Source organism: Dactylosporangium siamense (assembly GCF_016862795.1).
Lineage (GTDB): Bacteria > Actinomycetota > Actinomycetes > Mycobacteriales > Micromonosporaceae > Dactylosporangium > Dactylosporangium siamense.
This window is the reverse complement of record NZ_BONQ01000030.1, coordinates 42,311-58,981: the sequence shown is the minus strand read 5'-3', so window position 1 is coordinate 58,981 and position 16,671 is coordinate 42,311. Positions and strand designations below refer to the sequence as shown.

Sequence of the window (16,671 nt, the reverse complement as noted above, 5' to 3'; positions counted from 1 at the left end):
GATGGCCGAGGTGAACAACGCCGAACTGGCGGTCCTGATGCTGCTGGCCCTCGTCGGCCTCTACAGCCCGGTCGCCGCCGTGTCGTCGTACATCCCGGTGCTGCAACCCGTCGACACCAGGCAGCACCAGCGGCTCGCGCTCGGCCTGTTCGTCAACGTCGCCGCGATCGCCGTCGTGACGATCCTCGTCGGCGAGCCGCTGCTGGAACTGCTCGGCCTGTCCACCGCCGCCCTCTCCGCGACCGGTGGCATCGCCCTGATGATCGCGGCCGTGCCGATGATGCTCGGCAAGAGCGACGACCCCGCGACCGGCGCCGGCGACGCGGCGACCGTCCCGCCGTCCACCTCATGGCGCTCGATCGTGTTCATGCCGCTCACGTTCCCCCTCACCGTCGGCGGCGCCACGATCGCCGTCCTGATCAGCTTCCGGGCCCAGGTCACCGGCGTCACCGGCGTCCTGGCCCTGACCGTCGCCGCCCTCATCCACGCCGCGATCACCGGCCTCTGCGTCTACGTCGCCGGCCACGCGGGCCGCCGCCTGTCCGACCGCGCCCGCATGATCCTGGACCGCGTCGCCGGCATCCTGCTCACCGCGATCGCCGCGACCCTCCTGGCCAGCGGCTTCACCCGCCTGGCCGTCGACGTCCTGAAGGCCATGGGGGTCCACTGACGGTCCGTCGTGGCGCTACCCTGCCTCGACATGGAACTCGGCGCGGGCGTGGTGGCCGTCCTCATCGAACACGGCCATCAGGACGAGGTCCGCCGGCGCGCGGACGCCGGCGACTTCGCCTGTGCGCAGGGTTTGGCGGCGGTACTGGTAGCGCACGGCCGCTGGGAGGCCGCTGCCGACGTGTTGCGCCCGTTCGCCGACGCCGGCCGCTGGGCCGCGGTGGACGCCCTCGCCGGCATCCTCGTCGCGCACGACCGCACCGACGAGGCCCTCACCCTGGTGCGGCGGCACGCGGCGGCGGGCGGCCCGGACACCGGTCCGCTGCTGGCGGAGCTGCTGGCCCGGCAGGGGCGCACGGACGAGATCGTGGCGATGCTGCGCCCGCACATCGCGGAAACCCGCTACGCCGAATCGCTGGTCCGGCTGACCACCGGTCACGACGACGAGCTCGCCAGGCTGCTCCGGGAGCAGCTCGGCATCGCCGACCCGCTGTGGGGCCCCGCGGTGCTGCTGGCCACGGTGCTGGAGCGGCAGGGAAAGGTGGACGAGGCGGTGGAGGTGCTCCGCGACCGTCTGGAGGCGGTGAACGACGTCGCGCCGCTCGCCGACATCCTGGCCCGGCACGACCGGGAGGCGCAGCTGCGCGACCTGGTGGCCGGCGCCGGTGGCATGGTCGCCGCGTTGCGGCTGGCCACCTGGTTGGAGGAGCGGGGCCGGATCGACGACGCGATCGAGGTGACGCGGCCGCATCTCGTGGAGCCGGGCGCGGCGGTGTTCCTGGCCCGCCTGCTGACCCGGCACGGCAGGAGCGACGAGGCGATCGACGTGCTGCTCCCGGTGCCGGCGATGATGGGCGAGCACGCCGTGTGCGCCGTCGGCGAACTGTGCGACCTGCTGGTCGGGCGCGGCCGCGTCGAGGAGGCGCTCGCCGTTGTCGACCGCCTCGACGCCCACGACGACATGCGTGTGGAGCTGCACCTGGCACGCGCCGCGGTGCTCGTGCGCGCCGGCCGTGTCGAGCCGGCGATCGCCGGGCTGCGCGACCTGCCGGAGGTGCGCACCTGGCGGGTCGCCTCGTACCTGGCGGATCTGCTCATCGAGGCGGGCCGGCCGGACGAGGCGGGGGCGGTGCTGGACGCCGTCGACCGCACCGTCCTGTGGTCCGGCGACCTGGCGACGCTGCTGATCCGGCGGGGCAACATCGCGGAGGCCCTCGCCCTGTTCCAGGAACAGGGCGAGGATCCGGTCAAGAGGGACCTGGACGCGGCGTTCTGGCGCCGCTTCCGCTGACGCCGCCGTGGCTGATCAGCCGCGGCGACGGTTGAGCCAGTCGCGGTACGTCGTCCTGGCGATGACGGCGTCGCCCCTGGCGATGAGGGCGTCGCCCGGCACCGCGGCGAACATGCCGGCGGTCGCGTCGGTGACCACCTTGCGGTCGTCGCTGTGCGCGGCGAGGGTGATGCGGCCCAGCTCGTCAAGGGCGAAGACCTCCGGCCCGGCCACGTCGCGGGTGCCCCGCAGCGGCGCGCCAAGGCTGACGTCGGTCACGGCGCGGGCGACGTCGGCGGCGGCCATCGGCTGGACGAGGGTGGCCGGCAGGTGGACGGTGTCCTCGTCGGAGGTCCAGGACAGCACCGCGTCGACGAACTCGAAGAACTGGGTGGCCCGGACGATCGAGTACGGCACCGGGCCGGCCTTGAGCAGGTCCTCCTGCAGGACCTTGGCGCGGTAGTACACGAGGTCGGGCACCCGGTCGGCGCCGACGATCGACAGGACGACCGCGTGGCCGACGCCGGCGTCGCCGGCGGCCGCGAGGAGGTTGTTCATGCTCGTGCGGAAGAACGCCGGTGACGCGTCGTCGAACGTCGGCGAGTTCGTCAGGTTGACGACGACGTCGGCGCCGCGGACCGCGTCGGCGACGCCCTGCCCACTGAGCAGGTCCAGGCCCGTGGACGGCGAGTGCGGCACCGCCTCGTGCCCGGCCTCGTCGAGCAGCGTGACGACCTGCGAGCCGATGAGGCCGGTGCCACCGATGACGGCGACCTTCATGCGGTCGCCCCCTTCCGGCGGTCCGCGCGCCGGGCCAGCTCGTCCTCCTCCACGAGGGTGAGCATCGGCTTGTCCGGCTCGCAGAACATGGTGACCATGAATCGCACCGGGACGTCGGTGCGGGCATTGCCGTCCTGGTAGTGGATGACGTCGCCGCCCGGCTCCCAGAACGCCTCACCGGCGTGCAGGATCCGCGGTGGTTCCCCCTCGAGCTCGAACACCATCTCGCCGTCCAGCACGTAGCCGAATGCCGGGCCGGTGTGCCGGTGCGGGGGCGTGCCGGGGTCGCCGGGCGGGAACTCCACGACGACCGTCATCTCATGGAGACCGTCCGGGATGTGCGGCGGCATGGCCTCCTGCACCACGGTGAGCGCTGACTGCCATGCATCCGACCTGGGCCGCTGTCCGGCGGCCGACGGCTTGACCTGCTGCATACCGGCCGAGCTACCCGCCGCGGTCGCGATCACACGCGGTGGCGCGGAAACCCGCGCGACGGCGGCACCGCCGACCGCCAGAATGACGGGCCATGGTCCTCGTGCTCCCCCTGAAGCTGGACGACACCGCCGAACTGCTCGCCGCCGCGGCCCGGCGCAGGGGCATGGCAGTGCGGCAGCTGTCCGGCGCGGGCGTGCCGGACCGGCTGCGGCGCGCCGGGGACGGGCACCTCTACGGCGGCCCCACCTTCGCCGCAGCGGTCGCCGCCGACCTGGACCTGGCGCTGCTCGAACCGGCCGACGACTGGCTGGCGCGGTTGCCGTACCACTACGTCCACCGCGACATCAGCCTCACCACACTCGGGGAGGCGCGCTGGTCCCGGACCCCGATGTTCGTCAAGCCGCCGCGGGACAAGTGGCTGCCGGCCGCCGTCTACGCCGACGGCTCGCGGCTGCCGGGCGCCGGGCCGCACCCGGACACCCCGGTGCTGGTCAGTGGGATCGTCACATTCCTGGTGGAGTACCGGCTGTTCGTCCTGGACGGCGCGGTGCACGCCGCCAGCCGGTACGCCACCCACGGCCGGCTCGACCCGGCGCCGCTCTCCGGCGGTCCGCACCTTCCGGTCGGTCCGCACTTTCCTGTCGATCCGCACTGTGACGCCGTGCTCGACTTCGCCGCCCGGCTGCTCGACGACTGCGCCGGCAGCCTGCCCAGCGCCGTCGTCGTCGACGTCGGGCTCGCCAGCGACGCCGACCGCGGCGACGAGCACTGGGCGGTGGTCGAGGCGAACATGGCCTGGTTCAGCACCAGCTACGCCGCCGACCCGGACCGGGTCCTCGACGTGGTGCTCCGCGCCGCCGGGCCGCGGCACCGCCTGGCACCCCACGACCTGGCGTACATCCGCTCAACGGGCCGTCGAGAGGGTGAGGTCGGCTCCGGAGGGCCGGGTTAGCGTCGGTTGTGGCTCCCCGGAAAGGATCTGTGATGTCCTCGACTGCCACCGTTGCCGCCATCGTCATCATCGTGCTCGCGATCATCGCGATCGCAGCCGTCGCCATCAGCCGTCATCGCCGGACAGAGGCGCTGCGGCGCCGGTTCGGACCGGAGTACGAACGGGCGGTGGGCGAGCAGCACAGCCGCCGGGCCGCCGAACGCGACCTGCAGGACCGCGAGCGTCGTCACGCCGAGCTGCAGCTCAAGGAGCTCGATCCGCAGCAGCGGCAGCGGTACGCCGAGCAGTGGGAGCGCATGCAGGCGCACTTCGTGGAGGAGCCGGAGGCCGCTACCCGCGAGGCCGACGAGCTCGTGACGAAGGTGATGGGCGAGCGTGGGTACCCCATCGAGGACTACGACACCCGCGTGCAGGACCTCAGCGTCGACCACGCCGAGACGCTCGGCCACTACCGCGACGCACACGAGATCAACAAGGTGAACGAGCGCGGGCAGGCGTCGACGGAGCAGCTCCGCCAGGCACTGATGCACTACCGCTCGCTGTTCGCCGAACTACTCGGCGACACGTCGGGCGGCGGCCGGCCGATGCCACGGCACGGCTGAGGAAGCACGGACAGGCTAGAACTCCCAGGAAGGCGCGATCGCGATGCGTGATTCGACCGATCCAGGCGGAAGCCGGCAGCCCTACTACGCGTCCGGGGTGGCACAGCCCGAGACGCCGCAGCCGACCGGACCCCAGCAGCCACAGCAGCCCGAGACGTTTGAGACGCCGCAGTCGACCCAGGCTCAGCAGCCCCGGCAGGCGCCGGAGACGTTCGACACCCCGCAGGGCGCGACCGGAGCGGAACAGGTTCGCGCCGGCACCGACGCGCCGACGACGCAGTCCGGACCGGTGCAGGCACAGCAGACCACCTCGCCGGAGTCCGGCATGACGCAGGGCACCGGCACCGCGCAGGACACCGGCATCCCGCAGGGCGCCGGAATCTGGGACACCACCAAGGCCGACGAGTTCCGGCACCGCTGGCACGACGTGCAGACCCACTTCGTGGAGGACCCGCGCGGCAGCGTCACCGAGGCGCGCCAACTCGTGGACGAGGCGGTGCAGTCCCTGGCCGACAGCGTCCACAACCGCGAGGAACAGCTCGAACGCGCCGGCGCCCGGTCATCGGACAGCACCGAGGGCATGCGCGACACCGTCCTGCAGTACCACCAACTGCTCGACCGCCTGCTGACCGTCTGACCGCAGACCTACGCCGACCCGTCCTGTGACCCGGACCCGTCCTGTGACCCGGACCCGTCCTGTGACCCGGACCCGTCCTGTGACCCGGACCCGTCCTGTGGGCCAGGCCAGTCCTTCGGACCGGACTCGCCTCGCGGGCCGGATCCGCCTCGCAGGGCGGCGGGGTCGACGCCCCACCGGTCCAGGAACTCGCCCACGGTCAGCTCGGCGAGCTGCAGCCGGACGTAGGCCAGCAGCCGATCGTCCTCCCAGCGCGACCCTGTCAACTGCACCGTCGCGCCGTTGTCCAGCCTTGTGATGACCAGCGCGCCGCTGAACTCGGCGCCGCTGTCGATCTCCAGGGCCAGCCCGACCACCACGGTCAGGAGCACGCGCACCTTGCCCCACACCGGGCCGCCCGGCCACGGCGCCAGGTCCGCGGCGAGCACGAGACCGGCGAGCACATCCAGATCGAGGTCTGAAGGTTCGTCGGTCACGCAGCCGACTGTAGCGATGCCGCGCACAGGTCCGGTGGACCCGCCAGCGGCCGCAGGCGGTGCTGCACCGACCCGCGCCGGTCGCGTGCCGCGAACCGTGGGTCGACGCTGGTGGCGCTGCGCGCGCCGCACACGGCTGGCGGCCTTAGTGGTGCAGCGCGCGCCGCGCTCGGTCTCTCGTGCCGCGCGGTCTCTCGTGCCGCACGGTCTCGTGTGCCGCGCGCGGTCTCTCGTGCCGCGCGGTCTCGTGTGCCGGGCGCGGTCTCGTGTGCCGCGCGCGGTCTCTTGCGCCGCGCACCGTCTCGTGTGCCGGGCGCGGTCTCGTGTGCCGCGCACCGTCTCTTGCGCCGCGCACCGTCTCGTGTGCCGTGCACGGTCAGCGGCGGCAGGTGGGGCAGCCGCCGTGCGGGTCCCGCCACAGCTGGCTCCGCAGCCAAAGCGTCGCCGGCAGTGCGGCCGCAGCGGTCACCACCGCGACTCCGGCCGACACCACCGCTACACCCCAGGTCGGCCACGGCTGCGGGTTTCCCGACGCGGACACCGTCATGACGAGCAACAGCACCGGGCAGAGCAGGATCAGCGCCGGCCACCAGCGGCGGGAGTCCCGGCGGACGCTGAACACCACGCCCGAGACCGCGACGATCAGTGCCAGGATGACCCCGGCGTTCTGCGTCACGCGGAGCAGCGCGTAGTAGTGCGTGGCCGGCCCATACGCCACCGCCAGCCACGCCGTCACCCCGGCCAGTGCGAGTCCGGCCGCGGTGAGGCGTGACCAGCGCCGGGTGGGCACACGCAGTGCGACGAGGCCGAGCGCGACGTGTGGCACCAGCACGAACAGCGGCGGCCGTGCGTACTCAGTCAGCGCGGCGATCGGGACGACCGCCACCGTCGTGAGCAGTGCCAGGGCGACCGCGGGCCGGCCGAGGCCGAACAGGGCGGCGAGCGGCGCGAGCAGCCAGGCGATCCAGGCGGCGGCGCCGAACGTCACGAACGGCCCCAGCGGATGCCATATGACGCCGTCCGGGATGGTGATCAGCTCCGCGGTGCCGAGCCACAGCGCGGCGAGCGTGGCGCCGGTCATCAGCGCGAGTTGTGCGGCGAACGGCACCGAGTCGGCGAGCCCGAGCGCGTGGCGGGCGCGCAGGTGCTGGCGGGCGCCGCCGCGGACCAGGTCGATCACGTCGGCGGCGCGCGGCCGGTCTTGCCCTGGCCTGGCGAGGTCGAGGTACGTGTCGAGGATCTCGTCGCCGCGCTCGGCCCGATAGGCGGACGGGTAGCAGCGCAGCAGCGTGCGGTACCGGTCGCGAAGCTCGTCGCTCATGCGACACCCCCCGCGATCGCCGGGCCACCGGTGACGGACGGGCCGGCGGGGAACGCCGGTCGCAGTGCCAGCCGCCGGGTCGCCGCTTCCACGCTGCGGCGCAGGCGCTCGGTCTCCACCCGCAGCGCGGCGTCGCCGTGATCGGTGAGGCGGTAGTACTTGCGGGCGCGGCCGTCGACGATCTCCTGCCGGTCGAGCGAGACCAGCCCGTCGTCGGTGAGTCGGTCGAGGGCGCCATACAGCGTGCCGGGTCGCAGTTCGAGCGTGCCCCCGGACAGCTCGGCTACCTCCTGGATCAGCCCATAGCCATGCATCGGCGCGCGTGCCAGCGCGGTCAGGATGAGGAAGGTCGGTTCCCGCATGCGGCCAATATATCGCACACGAAGATATCTTCGCTACGAAGTGACCCCTTCGAGAGTCGGGTCATCGCCCCAGGATCCCGGCGACGTCGGCGGCGAGCTTGATGGTGGCCTCGATCTCCGCCCTGCGGATCGAGACGCTCTCCACGTTGAACCCGTACGGCATGCCCAGATGCTCGCAGAAGTCGACCAGGTCCCGGGCGATGGCGAGGGCCTGCCGGTAGGACTCCGCGAGCGGGTCGTCGGAGTGCCGGATCGAGTTCTGCAGCCACCGGGGCACCTCGACACCGAGCCAGCGGACGAACTCCAGGGTCTTCAGCGACCCGCACAGCGACAGCGTGAACACGACCGTCCGGGGTGCCGTCCCGCGCGACCGGCATTCGTAGACGTAGTCGGAGATGAGGTTCTTCGTCTCGTTCACGTCGTAGACGACCTGCGACACGAAGAACGTGCAGCCACGCTCCTGCTTGGCCAGCATCCGCAGGTGCTCGTCGCCGCCGCGGGTGTGCCGCTCGCCGATGACGACCCCGCCGAGCGGCAGGTCCGGGCGCACCTCCTGGCGCAGCGCCTGCGCCCGGCGCATGTTCGTGCGCACCGTCTTGTCGCCGGTCGAGGCGCCGACGAACACCCCGAGCACCCGCTCCGCGTCGGCGTGCCGGAGCCAGTCGGCCAGGTCTGCCTCGTCGTACTTGCCGACGCACCGGTAGATCACCGCCGGCCGGTCCCAGCCACCGAGATGCTCGGCGTGGTACCGGGCCGGGTCCATCGTGGGCAGGTAGGGAAAGGGCCGTTCGTCCGGGTTGCGATCGGACTCGTCATCGATGTCGTACAGGATGAGCCCGTCGAGGTCGAGCGGCTCGAGGCGCTCCAGTGTGACGGCCGCGATCTCCTTGATGCGTTCCTCGGTCGCGTTGCGCCGCGGCGGCGTCAGGCTGAACAGCAGGACCCCGGGGCGAGCCTCGGCCAGCATGCGGTGCAGCCCGGGCCGCGACCCGGTCGGGACAGATTCAGGCATCCGTCCACCTTACGAGGCCGCGCCCCCACCCGCTGGCAACAGCTCGAGGTCCTGCCGGGACGGCCGTCGATCGCGATGCCGGTGCGGGCTTCGCAGGCTCGGAAAAGTGTCGTACCCCCGCGATAGGTTCCGGGCATGTTGGAAGGATTGAGCGGGGTGCCATGGGCGAAGCTGGAGCACGCATATGGGCCGGCGGCCGACGTCCCAGACCTCATCCGGGCGCTTGCCTCGGTCGATGCTCCAGCACGCGAAGAGGCGCTCTTCCGGTTGTACAGCAACATCTTTCATCAGGGGACGCGATATCAGGCCAGTGCGTATGCCGTGCCCTTTCTCCTGGAGCTGCTGGCCAGTCCGCGCACCCCAGACCGGGCCCAGATCATGGAGCTGCTGGCCTCACTGGCGATCGGCTATGACGAAGCCTGGCTGCCCGATTCGTTCCCCGTCGCGTCCTACCGGGAGCGGGCGGTCGGCGGCGACCGGATGCTGGTTGCGTCCCCCGTCGCGTCCGGCGCCGAGGACGACGACGGCAGCTACCGAAACCTTGTGCCGCCGGACGAGTCGCAGCAGGAGCAGCTGTTCGCGGACGTCGAGCTCGTCGTCTACGACGCGGTCCGCTCCGGCGTCCCGTTGTATTGCGCACTGCTGACGGAGGAGCACGAGTCGGACCTCCGGGTGGCCGCGGCCTATGCGCTGTCCTGGTTCCCTGAGGATGCCGGCACCAGCGCGGGCCCGCTGACGTACGCCGCCGGCGACCCGGATGCCGCGGTGGCCGCCACGGCATTGGTCGCGCTCGGGCAGGTCGGCGCCGACGACCCGTTCGCCGCGCGGATCGTCCGGGCCGCCCTCACCGACGACCGTGACCTGGTCCGCTGGGCGGCGGCGGTCGCGCTCGCCCGGCTGCACGGCGCCGCCGCCGAGCCTGCGGTCGCGGCCGAACTGCTGGCTTGGACGGCTGGCGGCGACCCAGGTCGCAGCGAGATTCCCTACCTCGAAGGCGACGTGTGCGGTTATGCGGGACTGGCGTTACGGCAGCTCGACGGCGGCCACGCCGGCGCCGTCTTCGACGCTCTCCTGGCCCGGACTCCGGCTGTCGACGGGGTGGCGGCCCTGACGGTCGTCGGCGAGGCGCTGCGTCGGGCGTTCCCGGCCGGGCCTGTGGCGGAGGACGTCACCTTCGCAGTCCTGGACCAGCCCCAGCAACGGCTCCTGCGGATCCTCGCCGAGAACCCGACGACGTGGGAGCTGGACGGCTTTGCGATGTTCGGCAACTTCTCGTCGATGGTCGGCGGGTACCGTCTCCCCGGCGACGCCGAAGCCATGCGCACCTTCGTCACCGGCCACTGAGGACGCCGCCTACGCCGTAGCGCCGTCTGTGCCAGAGCGCTGCCGATGTCATGGCGGTGGTTGTGCCGTGACAGGGTCGACGTTGTAGGGCCGTCTGCGTCATGGAGCGACGTGTGTTGTGGCGTGGCGGTGCCGTGTGGCGGCGGCACCTGCGTGGGAGGGGCCGTCTGCGTGGGAGGGGTCGTCTGCGTCATGGCGTGACCTGCGTCGTGGCGTGGCGGCGGTTGTGTGGTGGTGGTGTGTGATGGCGGCGCCTGCGTGGGAGGGGCCGTCTGCATCATGGAGTGACCTGCGTTGTGGCGTGGTGGCGGTTGTGCGGTGGTGACGCCTGCGTCAGAGGGCCGCTTACATCGTGGGGGCGGCTGGTCGGAGTGGTGACGCCACGATCTCGACGTGGCGGGCCTCGCGGGGATTGTCGACGGCGATCTGCAGCAGCCACCGGCCCGGCGGGTCGAGCGGGATGTCGTCGCTGCCGTCGGCGTCGCCCACGTGCAGCAGGCCGGACGGAACGTCGAACGCGACCTCGTGCGGCATCCCGGCGACCCGGGCCGGCGCGACCCGCACCAGGAGCGTCACGTCCGCCTCGTCCTCGTCGACGGTGCCGGCGTGGGTGACCATGATCGCGGCGTGCGACGCGGTGGCGTGCACCGGACCGTCGCCGTCGAAGCCGATGTCGAATGTTTCCTGGCAGGCGGTGTCCATGAGGTAGATGGCACCCCAGTAGTACGGCCTGACCCGGTGCACCTGTCGGTCTTCGTCCACGGCGCCCGATGCTATCCGGCGGCCGTCGCGAACGCGTACAGCGGCCGACGGTCGGGGAGGTTGCGGTGCTGGTCGACCCGCCGGGAGCAACAGTCAGGACTTGAGGATGCGAAATCTTGATCATGGGGAGGGTGGGGCATTCGACGGGTTGGCTGCGTTTCGAGGTGGGCGCCGGTGCGGACGGGGGCGAGCGGGTGAGTCGCGTTGACCGCCCCGCCAATGCTGCAGGGCGGCCGTCGACCTGGGATCGGTCCACGGGTGCGGGTGCTGAACCGTGCGGGCTGGGACCCGAGTCGTGGGTGGGGGAAGAGGCCGAGGAAGCGGCGCGGCACCGGATCGTCCGGCATCCGGACCAGGCGCCACTGTGGTGACCGCAAGGCCGGTGGTGACGGCAAGGCCGGTGGTGACGGCAAAGCCGGTCGTGACGGCAAGGCCGGTGGTGACGGCAAAGCCGGTCGTGACGGCAAAGCCGGTCGTGACGGCAAAGCCGGTGGGCGGGGACAGTGTCCCCGCCCACCGGACCGGAAAACCTCGCCGGGATCGGAAACCTCAGGCGTAGGTCTCGAACTCTGCCACCCGCGGCGTGCCCGTTGCGGTGGTGATCTCGAAGGTCACCTTCTTCGTCGAGGTGCTGGAGAAGGTGATGACGCCCGCGCCGGTGCCGGAGGCGAGGACCGCGCCGGTGTCGCCGTTGAGGACGCGCCAGTTGCGGATGAGGCCGGTGGCCCCCGAGGCCTCACGGATGTTGATCCGGGAGACGGAGGTGGCGGAGCCCCACTTGATGGAGATGGACCCGGTGGTGCCGTTCGGGGACCAGTACGTGCTCAGGTTGCCGTCGCGGACGTCGCCGTAGCTGGTGCCGCTGGCCTTGCTGGAGCCGTCGGAGCCGGCGCCGATGCTGAGGTTGGTGCCGCCGGACGTCGGGCCGGGCGAGGACGGGGCCGGCGAGGACGGGCCGGGTGAGGAGGGGCGGGGCGAGGAGGACGTCGGGCCACCGGTGGGGCTGGTCGGGGTGCAGCTGCCGTCGGACACCTGCAGGCCCTTGTTGGCTCCGGCGGTGCGGCTGACGACGTCGGGCACGCAGCTGGCCGGGTCGAGGGCGAAGGAGTAGGGGATGCTGACGCTGGTGTTCGACGTCGGGTTCGGGCCAGCGGGGTTGTTGTCGGTGCCCTTCGCCGACCAGGTCACGTTGTCGAAGATGTTGCCGCTGACCTGCCAGTATCCGGCTTCGCTGGTGTAGAACGTACCGATGACGTCCTTGGAGTTCTTGAAGTAGTTGTTGTCGATGCGCGCACGGGCGCCGGCGCGGGAGTTGATGCCGGACTCGTTGAGGCTGACGTAGGAGTTGTTGTAGATGTGTGCGATGCCGCCACGCAGCAGTGGCGTGCGGGAGTCGATGTTGGTGTAGCTGTTGTGGTGGAACGTGATGAAGCTGTTGCCGCGGTCGCTCTCGCTGGAGCCGATGAGGCCGCCGCGCCCGGAGTTCTTCAACGTGCTGTAGGAGAGCGTCACGTACTGCACGTCGTCCTTGAGGTCGAACAGGCCGTCGTAGCCCGCGGACTCGCCGCCGGACGCCTCGAGTGACGCGTGGTCGACCCAGACGTTGCGCACGGTGCTCTCCATGCCGATGGCGTCGCCGCCGTTCGACGTGGGGGAGCCGGACTTCTTCACGTTCCGGACCGTCACGTTCTGGATGATGATGTTGCTCGAGTCGCGGATGTGGATGCCCAGCTGGTCGAAGACCGCGCCGCCGCCGACGCCGATGATCGTGACGTTGCTGATCTCCTTGAGCTCGATCTTGTCGGCGGCGGTGTTGCAGCTGGAGCCCGAGACCTTGGTCGTGTTGCCGTGGTTGATGGTGCCCTCGACCTGGATGATGATCGGGGTGCTGCTGCTGGCCCGGTTGCACAGCGCGGTGTGGATGGCGGTGCCGGTGGTGGCGCGGACCGTCTGCCCGCCGGCGCCGCCGGTCGTGCCGCCGTTCTGGGTGGCGTAGCCGGTGACGCCGCCGGTCGCGGCGGACGCCTCGGTGGTGGACAGGGCGACGCCGATCGCGGCGCCGACGACGGTCGTGGCGAGGGCGGCGACCGAGGCGCGCAGCGCGTGCCGTCGGACGCGCAGGGTTGTTGGGCTCATGAAAACCTCCGGTGCGCAGTCAGGAGGGCGGTTCCCAGGCGGGGGAGCGGCGCTGATCTGCATCGACGGAACCCGATTCTAGGAAAGCGCTTTCCTCGCCGACAAGGGCAATGATGTGCAGGTTTGTTGCAGGATTCCCGCCGCAGCGAGCCAGACCGGCCGGCGGGCAGGGCCGAGCGGTGAGGCAGGCCCGGCCGGCAGGGGACGACCGGCCGGCGGAGCGGGACCGAGCAGCCGGGCGGGACCGAGCGGCCGGGCAGGACCGAGCGGCGGGGGGCGACCGGGCGGGCGGTGAAACTTTCAGCCGCGCGACAGGATCCGCTCCAGCAGGCTCGCCACCCGCGGATCGGTCAGCGCCGCCGGCTGATGCACCAGGTGATACGTGACCGGCGGCAGATCCTGCACGGGCCGCGCGACCAGCCCAGCCGGCGGTGGCACGCACCCGTTCACCACGGCGAGCCCCACCCCGAGCGCGACGAACTGCGCGATCAGCGGCCAGCCCTCAGCCTCCACCGCTACCGTCCACTCGGCTCCGGTCGCCCGCATCGCCTGCTCCAGCAGCACTCTGTGCGGCCGGTGCTGCGGTGGCACGACCAGCCGCGAACCCGCCAGGTCCCGCAACCTCACCGAGCGGCGCCGTGCCAGCCGGTGCCCGGCAGGCACGAACAGCACCTGCGGGAACGTCGCCAGCTCCACCGTGGTCAGGTCCTCGGGCAGCACGTCGAGCACGCTCACCCCGAGCTGCGCCTGCCCGGTGCGCACGGCGGCCAGCATCTGCCGGTGGTCGCAGTTGATGAGGCGCAGCCGGGTCGGCTCGTCGGCCAGGACGGCCCGGATCGTGTCGCCGAGCAGGTACAGGTAGGCGCCCTGCCCGGCGGCGAGCACCACCGGTCGCTGCGGCGCGAGCCCGGCGAACTCGGTCAGGAACTGCGCCAGCCGCTCGTCGTGCGCGCGGGCGAACCGGGCCACCGCCTCGCCGTCCGCGGTGAGCACCAGGCGGCGGCCGGCACGGTGATACAGCGGCCGCCCCAGTTCCCGCGCCAGCTTCGTGATTTTCACGTGCAGGGCGGGTTGCGAGATGCGCAGCTGCGCGGCGGCGTGGGTGAAGTTCAGATGGTCGGCGAACACCGCGAACGAGGCGAGCGCGTCCGGGGAGACCACCATAGGCGCAGACTATAGCGGCGGTGAGAAGAATAGTTCCGCACTATCGGTACCGTGGCCGAATCTGAGAGGCATGAACACACAGCAGATCCGGCTCGGCGTCGACATCGGCCGGGTCATCATCGGCGGGGGCGTCGTCCCCGGCAGCAGCGACACCCAGTTCTTCAGCGGCGACACCGCCCGGATGCTGGCCACCCCGGCCGTGCCCGGTGCCTTCGAGGCCCTGGCCCGGCTCGTGCCGCGCTTCGAGCAGGTGTGGCTGGTCTCCAAGTGTGGCGAGCGCGTCCAGCGGCACACCCGGCAGTGGCTCGACCACCACGACTTCGCAGCGCGGACCGGCATCCCGCGCGAGCACATCCGCTTCTGCCTCAAGCGGCCGGACAAGGCCGTGCACTGCGCGCAGCTGGGGATCACCCATTTCGTCGACGACAAGCTCGACGTCCATCAGGCCCTGCGCGGCGTGGTGGCGCACCGGTACCTCTTCGGCCGGCAGCCGGCACCCGCGCCGGAATGGGTCCGGCACACCGAGACCTGGGCGGACGCCGAGGCGGCGATCCTGCACACACTGGGCGTAGCGCACCACTAAAGACGGTCAGGCGGCCCGGTGCAGTCGGCCGAAGCTGCTCTGGTGGAACACCAGCGGCTCGGCGCCGCGGTCGGCGTGCAGGTCGTGGATGCGCAGCAGGACGATGTCGTGGTCGCCGGCGGGCAGCTCGCGGTCGATGCTGCAGTCGAGCCAGGCGCACGCGCCGTCGAACAGGATCTCGCCGAAGTTGCTGGCCCGCCAGGTGGCGCCGGTGAAGCGGTCGCCGGTGCGGGAGCTCAGCTGGCGGCCCAGGTGCTCCTGGTCGGCGCTGAGGACGCTGACGCCGAGGCGCTCGGCCCGGCGCAGGACCGGCCAGGTCGTCGAGGTCCTGGCGATGCAGACGGAGGCGAGCGGCGGATCGAGGGACACCGACGTGAACGAGCTCGCGGCCAGCCCGACCGGCGATCCGTCGACGAACGCGGCGATGGCCGTGACGCCGGTCGGGAACGCGCCGAAGACCCGGCGCAGGTCGGCGGGGTGCGGTGCGGTGTGCGTGTCCATCTAGGACCTGCCTTTCGTTGCTGCGGTGTGGTGCGCCTCGGCCTGCCGGGAGATCCGGCGCAGCGCGAGGTCGGGTGCCATCTCGGCCCACAGCTGCGGGTCCGGCACGTCTGTGCCGAGCCCACCGATGCCGGCGGCGGCGAGGCGCGCGGCGTGGTGCAGGGACCGCGTCACGGCGAGCTGGAACGGCAGGTGAAGGCTCAGCTGCATGCACCAAGTCTATCAAAAACCCTACTATGTCAATAGGATTAGTTTTCGCCGGACCGGCCCGGGAGGGGTGGCAGCGCGAGGTTGTCACGCAGGGTGGGGCCGAGGTAGTCGTCCTTGACGATGTGCCGCTTGCGCAGCTCGTGCAGCAGGCCGTGCACGACGAAGTCGTGCTCATGGGGATCCGTCAGGCCGCCGATCGACAGCACGTCGAGCACGCCGGCCCGGAACCGCTCCTCGACCGCGTCGGCGATCTGCTCGGGCGTGCCGGCCTCGGCCCAGTGCCCGGTGTCCTGGGCGGCGATGATGAGCTCACGCAGCGTGTGCCCACTGCGGGCGTAACCGCTGAAGATCTCGACCCGGCCGCGGCGGCGGTGCACCGACGACACGTCGGGCAGCAGGTTCTCCGGCAGCGGATCGTCGAGCTTCGCCTCGGACAGGTCGACCCCGCCGCCGAGCATGTCGGCGACGAGGGCCCGGCCGGCGTCGAAGTCGATCGCGTCGTGCCGGTCGCGCACCCGCCGCAGCGCCTCGGCCTCGGTCGAGCCGAACGTGGCGTGCAGCGAGCTGAAGATGAGCGGCAGCCCCGCCGGCCGGCCGTAGGTCGCGGCCCGGGCCCGGATCCGGTCGGTGAACTCGTGGGCGATCGGCAGTGTCGACAGGGCGGTGAAGACCACCTCGGCGTATCGGGCGCCGAGCTCGATGCCCGCCGCGGACTGCCCGGCCTGGATCTGCACCGGCCGGCGCTGCGGCAGCGGCGGGATGTTCAGTGGACCGGCGACGCTGAAGAACCTGCCGACGTGCTCGATCCGGCGCACCTTCTCCCGATCGAGGATCGCCGTGCCGTCGGGTCCGAGCCGCAGGGCGTCGGGGTCCCAGCTGTCCCAGAGCGCGTTGACGATGTCCAGGGTCTCCGCCGCGCGGGCGTAGCGCTCCTCCGGGCCGGGCAGGCCGTCCGGGCCGAAGTTCTCCTCGCCGATCGAGGATGTGACGAGGTTCCACGCGGCGCGGCCGTTGCTCACGTGGTCGAGCGTGCCGAACAGCCGGGCCAGGTTGAACGGGTGGTGGAACGTCGTGGAGACGGTCGCGATCAGCCCGATCCGGGTCGTCACCTGGCTCAGCGCGGCGACGTACACGAGCGGCTCCTGCGCGCCGATGGTGCCCTGCGCGCCGAAGGTGAGCAGGTCGGGCACGAACAGCGCGTCGAACCTGGCCGCCTCGGCCAGTTCGGCGACCCGGCGCGCGGTGTCGAGGGTGGACCTGGCCGGATCGAGCGCCAGTTCATAGGTGCCGGGGTGGCCGCCGGCGCCGGTGACCGTGGCGAGCGTGCGGGGTGGACGGGCCGTCATTCCCGAACCATATTCCTACCGGTAAAGTATGGAAATATGCCGCCCGTCACAGCACCCGGCGTAACCGTTGAGGTCCCTGTGTCGTTGGGGACGCTGAGTATCAGTAGCT

At 71.7% G+C, this 16,671-nt stretch carries 19 protein-coding genes; 7 read left to right on the top strand and 12 right to left on the bottom strand.

The annotated features are described in order from the left end of the window. Positions 1-10: 10 nt before the first annotated feature. Positions 11-670 carry a MarC family protein gene (locus tag Dsi01nite_RS10680; protein ID WP_239135816.1) on the top strand — a complete coding sequence of 220 codons (660 nt, stop codon included), beginning with the start codon at positions 11-13 and terminating at the stop codon, positions 668-670. Between the two features lie 30 nt (positions 671-700). Further along, positions 701-1,960: a tetratricopeptide repeat protein gene (locus tag Dsi01nite_RS10675; protein ID WP_203845918.1), complete on the top strand. Its 1,260-nt coding sequence runs from the start codon at positions 701-703 to the stop codon at positions 1,958-1,960. Between the two features lie 15 nt (positions 1,961-1,975). Here Dsi01nite_RS10675 and Dsi01nite_RS10670 read toward each other — a convergent pair whose 3' ends face one another. After that, on the bottom strand, positions 1,976-2,719 hold the full coding sequence (locus Dsi01nite_RS10670; protein ID WP_203845917.1) for an SDR family oxidoreductase: 744 nt from the start codon (positions 2,717-2,719) through the stop codon (positions 1,976-1,978). After that, positions 2,716-3,153, bottom strand: a complete 438-nt coding sequence (locus Dsi01nite_RS10665) for a cupin domain-containing protein (protein ID WP_203845916.1) — start codon at positions 3,151-3,153, stop codon at positions 2,716-2,718. The genes Dsi01nite_RS10670 and Dsi01nite_RS10665 overlap by 4 nt, the downstream gene beginning before the upstream one ends. Positions 3,154-3,245: 92 nt before the next feature. Here Dsi01nite_RS10665 and Dsi01nite_RS10660 point away from each other — a divergent pair, with 92 nt between their 5' ends. The 3 genes from Dsi01nite_RS10660 to Dsi01nite_RS10650 are packed head-to-tail and all read left to right on the top strand — an operon-like array spanning position 3,246 to position 5,345. After that, a complete protein-coding gene (locus tag Dsi01nite_RS10660) occupies positions 3,246-4,106 on the top strand; it encodes an ATP-grasp domain-containing protein (protein WP_203845915.1) in 861 nt (286 codons plus the stop codon). Positions 4,107-4,138: 32 nt separating this feature from the next. Beyond that, complete coding sequence (locus tag Dsi01nite_RS10655) at positions 4,139-4,708, top strand: hypothetical protein (RefSeq protein ID WP_203845914.1); 570 nt, start codon at positions 4,139-4,141, stop codon at positions 4,706-4,708. A 43-nt stretch (positions 4,709-4,751) separates the two neighbouring features. Next, positions 4,752-5,345, top strand: coding sequence for a hypothetical protein (locus Dsi01nite_RS10650; protein WP_203845913.1), 594 nt, complete (start codon positions 4,752-4,754; stop codon positions 5,343-5,345). 8 nt (positions 5,346-5,353) lie between these two features. On the opposite strand, the gene Dsi01nite_RS10645 is transcribed toward Dsi01nite_RS10650, so the two are convergent. The 4 genes from Dsi01nite_RS10645 to Dsi01nite_RS10630 form a co-directional block, all read right to left on the bottom strand. After that, positions 5,354-5,821: a hypothetical protein gene (locus Dsi01nite_RS10645; protein ID WP_203845912.1), complete on the bottom strand. Its 468-nt coding sequence runs from the start codon at positions 5,819-5,821 to the stop codon at positions 5,354-5,356. 376 nt (positions 5,822-6,197) lie between these two features. Further along, complete coding sequence (locus Dsi01nite_RS10640) at positions 6,198-7,142, bottom strand: hypothetical protein (RefSeq protein WP_203845911.1); 945 nt, start codon at positions 7,140-7,142, stop codon at positions 6,198-6,200. After that, a complete protein-coding gene (locus Dsi01nite_RS10635; protein WP_203845910.1) occupies positions 7,139-7,504 on the bottom strand; it encodes a PadR family transcriptional regulator in 366 nt (121 codons plus the stop codon). Before Dsi01nite_RS10635 ends, Dsi01nite_RS10640 begins: the two co-directional genes overlap by 4 nt. 61 nt (positions 7,505-7,565) lie before the next feature. Then, positions 7,566-8,516: a methylenetetrahydrofolate reductase gene (locus Dsi01nite_RS10630; protein ID WP_239135815.1), complete on the bottom strand. Its 951-nt coding sequence runs from the start codon at positions 8,514-8,516 to the stop codon at positions 7,566-7,568. A 135-nt stretch (positions 8,517-8,651) separates the two neighbouring features. Here Dsi01nite_RS10630 and Dsi01nite_RS10625 point away from each other — a divergent pair, with 135 nt between their 5' ends. Beyond that, a complete protein-coding gene (locus tag Dsi01nite_RS10625) occupies positions 8,652-9,860 on the top strand; it encodes a HEAT repeat domain-containing protein (protein ID WP_203845909.1) in 1,209 nt (402 codons plus the stop codon). Positions 9,861-10,205: 345 nt separating this feature from the next. Here Dsi01nite_RS10625 and Dsi01nite_RS10620 read toward each other — a convergent pair whose 3' ends face one another. The 3 genes from Dsi01nite_RS10620 to Dsi01nite_RS10610 form a co-directional block, all read right to left on the bottom strand. Next, positions 10,206-10,622, bottom strand: coding sequence for a hypothetical protein (locus Dsi01nite_RS10620; RefSeq protein WP_203845908.1), 417 nt, complete (start codon positions 10,620-10,622; stop codon positions 10,206-10,208). A gap of 549 nt (positions 10,623-11,171) precedes the next feature. After that, entirely contained in the window at positions 11,172-12,758 is a 1,587-nt protein-coding gene (locus Dsi01nite_RS10615; RefSeq protein WP_203845907.1) for a pectate lyase family protein, read from the bottom strand. Positions 12,759-13,058: 300 nt separating this feature from the next. Next, entirely contained in the window at positions 13,059-13,922 is an 864-nt protein-coding gene (locus Dsi01nite_RS10610) for a LysR family transcriptional regulator (RefSeq protein ID WP_203845906.1), read from the bottom strand. A 70-nt stretch (positions 13,923-13,992) separates the two neighbouring features. Here Dsi01nite_RS10610 and Dsi01nite_RS10605 point away from each other — a divergent pair, with 70 nt between their 5' ends. Then, a complete protein-coding gene (locus tag Dsi01nite_RS10605; protein ID WP_203845905.1) occupies positions 13,993-14,505 on the top strand; it encodes a hypothetical protein in 513 nt (170 codons plus the stop codon). Positions 14,506-14,511: 6 nt separating this feature from the next. Here the strand turns inward: Dsi01nite_RS10605 and Dsi01nite_RS10600 are convergent, their stop codons facing one another. Genes Dsi01nite_RS10600 through Dsi01nite_RS10590 form a run of 3 tightly spaced genes read right to left on the bottom strand, consistent with a single transcriptional unit; the run spans position 14,512 to position 16,562 of the window. Continuing rightward, positions 14,512-15,006 (bottom strand): flavin reductase family protein, encoded by a 495-nt coding sequence (locus Dsi01nite_RS10600; protein WP_203845904.1) that lies wholly within the window; start codon positions 15,004-15,006, stop codon positions 14,512-14,514. Further along, on the bottom strand, positions 15,007-15,216 hold the full coding sequence (locus tag Dsi01nite_RS10595) for a hypothetical protein (RefSeq protein ID WP_203845903.1): 210 nt from the start codon (positions 15,214-15,216) through the stop codon (positions 15,007-15,009). It lies immediately after the preceding gene. Between the two features lie 38 nt (positions 15,217-15,254). Further along, entirely contained in the window at positions 15,255-16,562 is a 1,308-nt protein-coding gene (locus Dsi01nite_RS10590) for an NtaA/DmoA family FMN-dependent monooxygenase (protein ID WP_203845902.1), read from the bottom strand. Positions 16,563-16,671: the final 109 nt, after the last annotated feature.